General features: G+C 65.3%; 12 protein-coding genes and 1 pseudogene. 9 read left to right on the forward strand and 4 right to left on the reverse strand.

All coding sequences use genetic code 11. The features are described 5' to 3' along the window. Window positions 1-528, forward strand: a 528-nt coding sequence (locus A8G18_RS20700; protein ID WP_280747680.1) for an ArsB/NhaD family transporter, incomplete at its 5' end; no start/stop codon positions are given. A 22-nt stretch (window positions 529-550) separates the two neighbouring features. Here the strand turns inward: A8G18_RS20700 and A8G18_RS20705 are convergent. Further along, window positions 551-1576: a substrate-binding domain-containing protein gene (locus A8G18_RS20705; RefSeq protein ID WP_231411878.1), complete on the reverse strand. Its 1026-nt coding sequence runs from the start codon at window positions 1574-1576 to the stop codon at window positions 551-553. A 64-nt stretch (window positions 1577-1640) separates the two neighbouring features. Between A8G18_RS20705 and A8G18_RS20710 the strand changes: the two genes are divergently transcribed. From A8G18_RS20710 to A8G18_RS23505, 5 genes are all read left to right on the forward strand, one after another. Next, window positions 1641-2156, forward strand: coding sequence for a MarR family transcriptional regulator (locus A8G18_RS20710; protein ID WP_084422013.1), 516 nt, complete (start codon window positions 1641-1643; stop codon window positions 2154-2156). Next, complete coding sequence (locus A8G18_RS20715; protein WP_064065361.1) at window positions 2153-2341, forward strand: hypothetical protein; 189 nt, start codon at window positions 2153-2155, stop codon at window positions 2339-2341. The genes A8G18_RS20710 and A8G18_RS20715 overlap by 4 nt, the downstream gene beginning before the upstream one ends. Window positions 2342-2489: 148 nt before the next feature. Beyond that, window positions 2490-2693 (forward strand): class I SAM-dependent methyltransferase, encoded by a 204-nt coding sequence (locus tag A8G18_RS23495; RefSeq protein ID WP_245207972.1) that lies wholly within the window; start codon window positions 2490-2492, stop codon window positions 2691-2693. Next, on the forward strand, window positions 2617-2895 hold the full coding sequence (locus tag A8G18_RS23500) for a hypothetical protein (protein WP_245207979.1): 279 nt from the start codon (window positions 2617-2619) through the stop codon (window positions 2893-2895). Before A8G18_RS23495 ends, A8G18_RS23500 begins: the two co-directional genes overlap by 77 nt. Next, window positions 2886-3305, forward strand: coding sequence for a hypothetical protein (locus A8G18_RS23505; protein ID WP_245207973.1), 420 nt, complete (start codon window positions 2886-2888; stop codon window positions 3303-3305). The genes A8G18_RS23500 and A8G18_RS23505 overlap by 10 nt, the downstream gene beginning before the upstream one ends. A gap of 196 nt (window positions 3306-3501) precedes the next feature. Here the strand turns inward: A8G18_RS23505 and A8G18_RS20725 are convergent, their stop codons facing one another. Further along, window positions 3502-4503: a hypothetical protein gene (locus A8G18_RS20725; protein WP_245207976.1), complete on the reverse strand. Its 1002-nt coding sequence runs from the start codon at window positions 4501-4503 to the stop codon at window positions 3502-3504. A gap of 334 nt (window positions 4504-4837) precedes the next feature. Next, window positions 4838-5788, reverse strand: coding sequence for a hypothetical protein (locus A8G18_RS20730; RefSeq protein WP_064065363.1), 951 nt, complete (start codon window positions 5786-5788; stop codon window positions 4838-4840). A gap of 516 nt (window positions 5789-6304) precedes the next feature. Here A8G18_RS20730 and A8G18_RS20735 point away from each other — a divergent pair. From A8G18_RS20735 to A8G18_RS20745, 3 genes are all read left to right on the forward strand, one after another. Further along, window positions 6305-6649 carry a hypothetical protein gene (locus A8G18_RS20735; protein WP_064065364.1) on the forward strand — a complete coding sequence of 115 codons (345 nt, stop codon included), beginning with the start codon at window positions 6305-6307 and terminating at the stop codon, window positions 6647-6649. A 131-nt stretch (window positions 6650-6780) separates the two neighbouring features. Then, window positions 6781-7473 carry an ASCH domain-containing protein gene (locus A8G18_RS20740; protein ID WP_245207978.1) on the forward strand — a complete coding sequence of 231 codons (693 nt, stop codon included), beginning with the start codon at window positions 6781-6783 and terminating at the stop codon, window positions 7471-7473. A 403-nt stretch (window positions 7474-7876) separates the two neighbouring features. Then, window positions 7877-8068, forward strand: coding sequence for a hypothetical protein (locus tag A8G18_RS20745; RefSeq protein WP_064065365.1), 192 nt, complete (start codon window positions 7877-7879; stop codon window positions 8066-8068). Window positions 8069-8384: 316 nt separating this feature from the next. Here A8G18_RS20745 and A8G18_RS20750 read toward each other — a convergent pair. Further along, window positions 8385-8793: pseudogene (locus tag A8G18_RS20750) on the reverse strand (MFS transporter); the annotation flags it as partial.

Consider the following 8793-nt stretch of genomic DNA (forward strand, 5'->3'; position numbering starts at 1 on the left):
CTGCTCGCGACGTCGATCCCCTTCTGGTGGTCGACGTCGGCGGCGGCCATGGTGCTCGTGACAGCCTTCGCGGTCACCGACCGATCGGCTCTGCGCCCGAGCTTGATCCCGTGGACAGCCCTGGCTCTCGCCATCGGCCTGACCGTTGCGGTTCAGGTCGTTCATTCCCTCGGCGTCGAACAGCTTGTTCGTGCGGCGTTCGCGCACCTGGAGGGCGACTCCGTCGGCACGCTGTTCGTGTCGGCCGCAACAGGAGCGGTGCTGAGCAACCTGATCAACAACATTCCGGCCTACTTGCTTCTCGAGCCCGCGGCCGCGTCCGGTGCAGCCCTGATCGCTCTGCTCATCGGCTCGAATGCCGGGCCGATCGTGACACCGTGGGCCTCTCTGGCCACGCTGCTGTGGGCAGATCAGTTGCGCCGAGCCGGCCACATCGTCCCCTGGCAGCAGTTCGCCACCCTGGGGATACCACTGGCGATCGGTGCAATCACGGTGTCCGTGGCCGCGTTGTCGTTGTCCCAGCGGTGATCCGGCCGCATATACACGCTGGTCAGAGGGCAGCAACCACCTCGAAATCCAAACCGTTCGCCTGCGCGAGATAGATCTGCTGCCGCGCTTGGTTCCCCTCGAATCGAACGACGCCGCGAGGACTGTCGAACTCCAACCCGTCGATCCGGGCATCACAGCGGGTCGGATCCAATCCTCCGGCTCGGCGTGCAAGATGGCTGAGAGCGTAGATCCCCTGATAACAGGACTCTGCCATGTTGTTCAGAGCGGGAGCCTCGTAGCCGTTGGCGTTCACGTAACTGCCGACGAACTGCAAAGAGGATTCGGTGTTCAAGGCGCGGAAATAGGCTGCGGATGCGAACAGATTCTCGGTCGTCTCGGCGCCGCCGGCCAGGAGCATGTTCTCTTCCATCAGGGGACTGAACCGGAGCATGCGGTGATGGAGGTCGCGGGCAGCGAAATTTCGGTGGAAGTCCACGGCGTCCTGGCCTACCAGAAGTGTCAACACCGCCTGGCATCTACTCTCCGCAGCCACCACGGGCAGTTGTGGGTCATCGGCCCGGCCCATCGGAACGAACGACGAACCGACTATGTCCACCCCGAGCGCAGCAGCGAAGTGTCCGATCAGTTGATACGTACGCAACGGCCAAATATAGTCGGCGCCGACGACGTACCACGACCGCACACCGTGGTGATCGCGCAGCCACCGCATCGCCGGATAGATCTGTTGTTCGGGAGATTCTCCCGAACAGTAGACGTTGGAACTGACCTCGCCTCCCTCGTAGAGCGAGGTGTACACATACGGGACCCGACCACGAACGACGGGCGCGAGATGTCGTCGGATCGACGAGATGTGCCATCCGCTGATCGCATCGAGGGCGCCGGCATCGAGCAGGTCGGACACCTCGGCTGTGACCGCGCGGGGGTCGCGACCGCCATCGATGAACTCGAGCTGAATTTCACGGCCGCCGAACCCGGCTCCCGCATTGAGTTCGCGTCGAGCCAATTCGCTGACGGCCATGCACGAAGGTCCGAAGATACCGCCTGGGCCTTGCAGCGGGATCACCATGCCGACCCGGTAGACCTCCGACCGGCGGTGTGGCGCGGATGCCGACATCGGATCCTCTCGGGTAATGTCGGCGGAGGTGCATCGGTTCATCGTCCCGCCACTCGTACAGATCGAAGGGCTGAAAAGGCAGGAGACTCACGTGGCTCCCCGAAACTCCGATCGGCTGGCGACCCGAGTAACGGCGATTTCCGGCGATATCGCTACCATCGACTCTCCTTCAGCGGTCGTTGCGCTACTGCAGGCTACCAAAGCCATTGTGTCCTCGCTCACGTCGATCGGCTCCGAATTCGATTTGACCTGCGATGATGTGCTCGTGCTCGATGCGCTCGCACGCCACGGAAGCGCATCGATGGCCGAGTTGTCGTCGCATACCGCCATATCAGGAGCCACCCTCACCCGGTCCGTCGACAGGCTGGTCTCCCGGACACTGGTCTACCGTGAGGTGAGCGCCGAAGATCGGCGCCGGGTCGAAGTTCACCTCAGCACCCGCGGAGTCGAAACCCACCGAGCACTGGAAGCACAACTCGCCGAACTCGATGCAAGAGCCGGCCGAATCTGCAGGACTCCGAGTCAGGCGTGAACCGAGCCGAACTCGTGTTCGTTTCGGCGAGTCGAGGTGAACCCGGCGTCGCCCTCGAGATGCCACGTCACAACGATTGCGCCTCCCGGACGGACGCACGGCTGCGTGCCGAGCTGAAACGGCCCGTCAAGCAGATCTCCCGCCAGATCCGCGCCATCAAAAAATCCCCGAACTTCAAATACTGAAGGCATTTCATCATGGATCTTCACGATCCGTGAGAGCAGCCACCGCATCCACAACCCGCTGACCCCCGACAAATTCGCCACCCTCGGACAGGCACTCCACGTCATCCCCGGGACACGGGTACTCGACCTCGCCAGCGGCTCGGGCGAGATGCTCTGCACGTGGGACCGTGATCTGGGATTCACAGGCACGGGCGTGGACATCAGCACGCTCTTCACCGAGCAGGCCCGCGCCCGCGCTGTCGGCCTCGGTCTCGCCGACCGCGTGGCGTTCGTCCATGGCGACGCCTCCGGGTCACGTCGCGGACGAGTCGGTCGATCTCGCCGCGTGCATCGGCGCCACGTGGATCGGTAACGGAGTGGCCGGGACCGCCGAGTTGCTCGCCCGCAGCCTCGGTCCCGGCGGGAGGATGTTGATCGGCGAGCCCTACTGGCGCGTGACTCCTTCCGACGAGGAGACGGCGGCGGCCTGCCACGCCACCGGCGTTGCCGACTTCCTGCCGCTGCCGGGTCGATCGAGCAGTTCGGGGAACTCGGGTATGACGTCGTGGAGATGATGCTCGCCGACCAGGAGGACTGGGACCGCTATACCGCGGTGCAGTGGCTCAACATGCGCCGCTGGCTCGATGAGAACCCGGACGACGAACTGGCGCCAGAGGTTCGGGCAGAGCTCACCGCCGCGCCCGCCCGATACACGCGCTACCTGCGTGAGTATCTCGGCTGGGGAGTGTTCGTGCTGATGCAGCGCGACGGCACCGCCGACACGCTCACCGTCGTCGCATCCGATCAGGATTCGCTTGCAGCGGCATTCGATGGGCAGACGACCGGCATCGTGCGCATGTGGAACGACGACGACGGGTGGGGTGTGATCGACTCGCCGCACATCCCGGGCGGATGCTGGGCACACTCCCGCGTCACCCCGACCGTCGATGGTCGCTTCGCCGTGGAGATCGTCCGCACCGCCTGAATGATGGGTGTTCCGGTCGGCAAGAACGACACCCCGCACCCCCTCGGCGCGGGGAAGGGACGAGGTAGGGAGCCGCGCCTGCCGTGGTCCGATACGTACTCACACGCGGGCATCAGTCTGTGACCCTGCCACGGAAGGGGCCGGATGGAACTGTCCTCTGCGTCGATGGTCGTATCACGGTACGGCCGCCTGTTTTTCACGGGCCGTCCGAACCACCGAACACGAGGCGGGGTGTCCCGACGACCGGCTCGTGCGGATGGAGTTGTTGTTGCAGGGATGCGAGCGCGGCGTCGTCGAGAGTTCCCCGATAGATCTGACAAGCCCAGTCGAAATCCGTGGTGGACCAAGCAACCTGATGGCCGTGCACTCTCACCCTCCATGGTGTGCTCGATCGAGGTCGTCGGATGATCCAGCCTGTCCGCTGGTCTGTGCCCAGTGGTGCGGAGAACGCACCGGATTGTGGATCGGTCAGGTCGACCAGGCGCGGGGTGAAGTCCATCAGCACCGGCACGTGGATGGGGTCGGCGGTGATGTTCTCCCGGAACCACTGCATCGATTCCTCCCACCGTGTCGCCGGCGGACCGCCGTGTCCGGCGCGGGCGCGGGATTCCTCGTCCGAGACGACCGGTCCGTCCCACGTGAACAGGGAAGGCTCGAGCGATTCTCCCACGATCAGGTCGGTGAATGCGGCGCCGTCGATACCGTCACCCGAATGCTGTCCAAGCACCGTGCCGGTCTCGGCATCGACCACCAGACGTATCGAGGGCTCGGGCATACGGTCATTCTCACGCGCTGCCAGGTCCACGGACCAGCAACGGCGGCCGAGAAATTCGAGGTCGGTCACCGGTCCTGCCGGACGGGCATGGTGGTCTCCGACCCAATGCTCGACCCGTGGGGTGATCACGAGGTACCGGCCCGAACCCGGCGAATGCACCCGGCGCAGTTCGGTGCAGCGCGGACGGTCCGGCTCGGAGGTGAAGTCCCAGGCGGTGACGCCGTCGCTGACGAACAGCACGTGCCCATCGAGCGATTCGATCCTCGATCGGCGTCCCCACCGGTACAGACGTAGGCCCCCTCGCCGGACGGGAAGAAAGACGGGCTCTTCACCGTAGGTGCCGTAGTAGTAGTGCAACGGCCCGTCGGAGTTGCGGTACGGGACAATCACACCGTGGATCGGCCGGCGAGGCCCATCGGCCATGGTCACCAGCATTTGCACCCATGCGGTCATTGCATCCCCCGGCCCGTACGAGTGCAGGTCCCCACAGCCCGGGGAACGGAACGACGCCCGGGAACATCTCCGGTGTCCGTCTCCGCTCGGTGATGAGGCTGTCCATGCGGCGGCGGCAGGGTGGGGGATATCGCCTGAATGTGTTCTGACATCGGTCGTCGCTCCCGAGTACTCCGCCCGGAGACGAAGAGATCGAGTGTACAGCTCACGGCAAGATACAGCTTGGTTGCGTTCGAACTCGTCCCACATCAGCATGATCCGGATTCTTCGCTGGCGCGAAGTCGTACCGTACAGACGCCGAAGGTCACAGCTTCCACAATTGCAGCAGCGCCGCACGCAGGCTCGGAGAGATGACGCGGTGGTCGTGGTGCAGCCGCGGGTTGGGGTGGCCGTGTTCGGCGAGGGTGCGCGCGGCGTCGGTTACGGTGATGGGGTCGAGGTCTGTGCGGACGCGTAATCGGTAGGCCACGGCATGGCGGGTGTGGGGGATGCGGTGCGGGCCGGTCTCGACCACCGTCGGTGGAAACAAGGTGGTGTCGTCGTCGTTGATCCGGATCACGACGTCGCCGGCCTGGAGGCGACTGCGGCGGTCGGTGCCAGGTTTGTCCTCGTGCAGCCACTCGGTGCGGTACCGCGGGTTCGGTCCACTCGTTTCCGGCGCGGGCGTGGCCCAGGTGTCCTGGTCCTCGGCGGCGGGGGTGTGGTCGCCGTTGTGGCGCAAGAACATCCGGCGCACGGGGGCGGGGAGGAAGTCGTGGCCGGTGCGGGCGCGGCTGCCGATCCCGGCCAGCGGCACGGCGCGGCCGACCTGCCAGATGGCGGTGGCGCTGTCGAGGAACACCTCGTCGACCTCGACCGTGTCGTCGAGACCGTCGATAAAGGTATGCGCCGCGGCGATGGCGTCGGGATCGTCTGTAGCCAGGGCGGTTTCGTCCGCCACGGTGGAGCTGTGCGAGGCGCTGGCGGGACCGACGATCACCTTCTCGCTGGTAATGATCAGGCCGGTGTGCAGGTTCGGGGTGGACAGCACCCGCACCCCGGCGGTGAGGAAGCGCGCGAGGGCGGTGGGGGAGGTGGCGTGTGCGCGCACGGCCGTACGGGCGGCATTGACGATGAGCAGGTCTCCGGCGCGCAGCGGCAACAGGTCGGGCGCGGTGTGGTCGAGGTAGGCGATGGCGACGCGGCGGGACCCTCGGCGGCGCAGGGCGGCGGTGATGTGCGGCCAGGGGTGCGGTGCGTGCAGGACGGTGCCCATAACCGGTCACCTTATCCGGCAGCATGTTCCGGATGGCCGGATGCGAGCAGCGCCGAGGGTGTGCGTTTTCCGGTGTCGGCGGTGAGGCAGCCCAGGGCGGGGAGGTGTCATCGGACCAGCTCAGGACCGATGCTCAACCGTTCCGTCCGGGGGTTCGTCGGGTCTGGATGTGTGCGGTCATCGGTACGCCCGGCGGTGCTGTCGCCGATCCTGGCAGGTGTAGCACGCCCGCCGCACCTTGCGGCCCCAGCGTCCTGGGGGTGGGTGCGAGGCTGGGACTCGTAGAGGGGCGCGGCGTCGGGTCCGGCACGTGCGCGGTGATGGTGGGGCTGTGGTCGGCGTTGGCGCTCTGGTGCGCCTCGGGCAATGAATTCGCATCGGCGGCCCTGCCTGCGTGCCGGCGGTGGCCTGGATCGTGGTGGGGATATGTCAACGTACCGCGCACACAGCTCGAGTGGGTGGCCGGCCGCAGTGATACTTCGGTCGAAGATCGGAAGAGTGGGAGAGTTGGGAGCAATGGAGATTGTGGTGGTCGGCGCGATCGCGGTGGCGGTGCTGGTGGGGTTCGATCAGTTGGCGTTGTGGGCCGAACGCAGAGGCTGGATCTATTGGCGACGGCGCAAATCCGGTGGCTCGGCGGATGCGGGGGCGGGCATGCTGGGTGTGATGGACGGGCTCTTCTCCCCGGGCACCAGACATGCAGTGGAGGAGATCGCCGGCAAGCAGAACGGTCGCATCGATCTGTCGATCGGCGACGACGGGCGGATCGATCTCGACAGCGGCCGGGTGTGTCTGCCGACCTTTGATAAACCGGTCCAGGAACGCCCCTTCGATGTCGGGTCGGACGGACGGTTGACGTAGCCGACCGCACCCCGGGCGCGGGTGCTCGGTGTGCGACTTCATGCTGTCCGACGCGGACAGACATCACGGAACAGGGGGCGCTGATTGCAGGGCCGCGCCCCTTGCCTCTCGCTCGCTCTAGGATCACGACTGTGCTGACGAAAAACCATCGTGAACTTGTCGCTGTGGCTGTAGACCACGCGGTCGCAACCCACGACGGCGATGCACATACCGTCGCCGCAGCGATCCTGACTCGCTCGGGCCGGGTGATACTCGGTCTGAACACTCACCACTTTCTCGGAGGGCCATGTGGGGAGATCAGCGCGCTGTCCAATCACGCCGCGCACTGCCCCGATGATCCGATCGTGGCCGTCGTTGCGGCATACGGGCCGACGGCGAGCGTGATCGCTCCTTGCGGCAAGTGTCGGCAGATCCTGTTCGACCTCGATCCGAACATCGAGTGCATCATCCGCGCAGCGAACGGTCTGCAAGCCCATACGGTCCGAGTTCTTCTGCCTCATGCCTACGACTGGCAGGCCATGGAAGCGCCTCAGCTGATCTACATGTGGGAAGGCTACGAAACCCTCATCCGCGAGGGCCGCAAGCGCCAAACTATCCGCGTTGACGATCCTTTTCGTCCAGGCCCTGCGGTCCTCGTTTTCGAGAAGGGCAACGGAGAAACGATCACGATCGATGCCCACGTGGACCAGGTGCGCACCGTCTCACGCGCAGCACTGAGTGAGCAGGACGCGCTACTCGACGGATCGATTGCCTCGAATCACTTCACGCAGCCCTGGACCAGCACTATCCGGATCTTCCTGGCGACACCCTTCTCGACATCGTGAAATTCAGTCTCCCAACTGCTCCGCCGGAAACGGACGCCGAGGTTCCATCAGTAGCGAACACCCCCTAGCAGACCTCACGGACCTCGTGAGATGTGGAGGGACCGCTTCGTGCAGGCCGGACCGCAGTTACACCTGCGATTGCAGCACCGGCCGTTGCATCGGACCAAATAGTTCCCGGTGGCGATGTCGTCCACCCCACCGCAGGGCGGCATGTCATCAGTGCAGCGCGGGGACATACCGTCGGGCCAGGTCAACGCGTATATCTCCGGTCTGCTCCGGAATCCGGTTCAGGCGTCGGGGTGATCGTCGTGTGTGGTGCGCTCGGTGGCGCCGGCACCTGCTGTGACCGCTGAGACGGCCGCAGGCTCGAAGGACAGGATCGCCAGGCCCGAAATCTTGAGTCGTGGACGGACCTCGTGGTGCCGGGCTCGGCGTCGGGGTGGGCCAGATCGCGCACCCGCACATCGAGGAAGCGGGCCAGCGCGACGGTCTGCTCCCAACTCGGATATTCGACGCCCGCCTCCCAGCGGTCGACCGCCGGCTCTTCGGCCAGACACGCGGCATCGACCTCGGGACCGAAGTGGCCTCCCAGTGACATCTGCGGCAATCGAGTACGCATGGCCCGTTCCATGAGAACCGACCGCACAACTGGCACAGGGAACGTTTGTTGAACCTTCCCGGAGGTACACAGGGCACCCTCGAGGTCGGGTTGGTGGCCCCGCCTGTCGCTCCGGGACAACGATAAAACGTTGTATGTGCAAGTGCCGTATGTGCAAGCGCTTCCCGAAATCGATCGTTCATTGGCGGATTGCAGCATTCATCGAGGCGGTCGGTGACAGTCGAACCTCGAGGCCCGCACCGACTGTGGCGATCCAAGGCGCAGTCGGTGCGGGCCGAATCGATGATGGAGCTCAGCTCGGCTGCATCGCCGGCTGCGGTGCTGCTACTCGCTGCTCTCGAATGAGCCAGGTCAGGACGGTTGACACGAGCAGGACCGCAGCGCCGCTGAGGAAAGAGATGCCGTAACTGCCGGTGGCATCATGGGGCACGCCACCCATCAGCACACCGAGCGCAGCGAACAGTTGATGGATCAGCCAGGTCGAGCCGAGAATCCCGCCCATGGCGGTGCCACCGAAGCGATCCGCGATCAATCCTGTGGTCAGCGGGATCACGGGGAACGAGGACAGCCCGAAAAGAACGACGGCAACGGTGAGGAGCTGTCCGGTGCCGGCGAAAGCCAACACGAGAAAGCTCACGATGCGTACGAGATGCAATGCCAGCAGGGGACGGCGCTTGCCCCTGTCGGCTCCGGTTGAAGCT

The organism is Rhodococcus gordoniae (genome assembly GCF_001646655.1).
Classification (GTDB): Bacteria; Actinomycetota; Actinomycetes; order Mycobacteriales; family Mycobacteriaceae; genus Rhodococcus; species Rhodococcus gordoniae.

Coding starts and splice junctions, on each gene's coding strand:
- A8G18_RS20705 (WP_231411878.1), bottom strand. CDS start 1,576: ATGGTGATCCCGCTGCAAGGCCCAGGCGGTATCTTCGGACCTTCGTGC.
- A8G18_RS20710 (WP_084422013.1), top strand. CDS start 1,641: ATGTCGGCGGAGGTGCATCGGTTCATCGTCCCGCCACTCGTACAGATC.
- A8G18_RS23495 (WP_245207972.1), top strand. CDS start 2,490: ATGCTCTGCACGTGGGACCGTGATCTGGGATTCACAGGCACGGGCGTG.
- A8G18_RS23500 (WP_245207979.1), top strand. CDS start 2,617: ATGGCGACGCCTCCGGGTCACGTCGCGGACGAGTCGGTCGATCTCGCC.
- A8G18_RS20725 (WP_245207976.1), bottom strand. CDS start 4,503: ATGGCCGATGGGCCTCGCCGGCCGATCCACGGTGTGATTGTCCCGTAC.
- A8G18_RS20730 (WP_064065363.1), bottom strand. CDS start 5,788: ATGGGCACCGTCCTGCACGCACCGCACCCCTGGCCGCACATCACCGCC.
- A8G18_RS20735 (WP_064065364.1), top strand. CDS start 6,305: ATGGAGATTGTGGTGGTCGGCGCGATCGCGGTGGCGGTGCTGGTGGGG.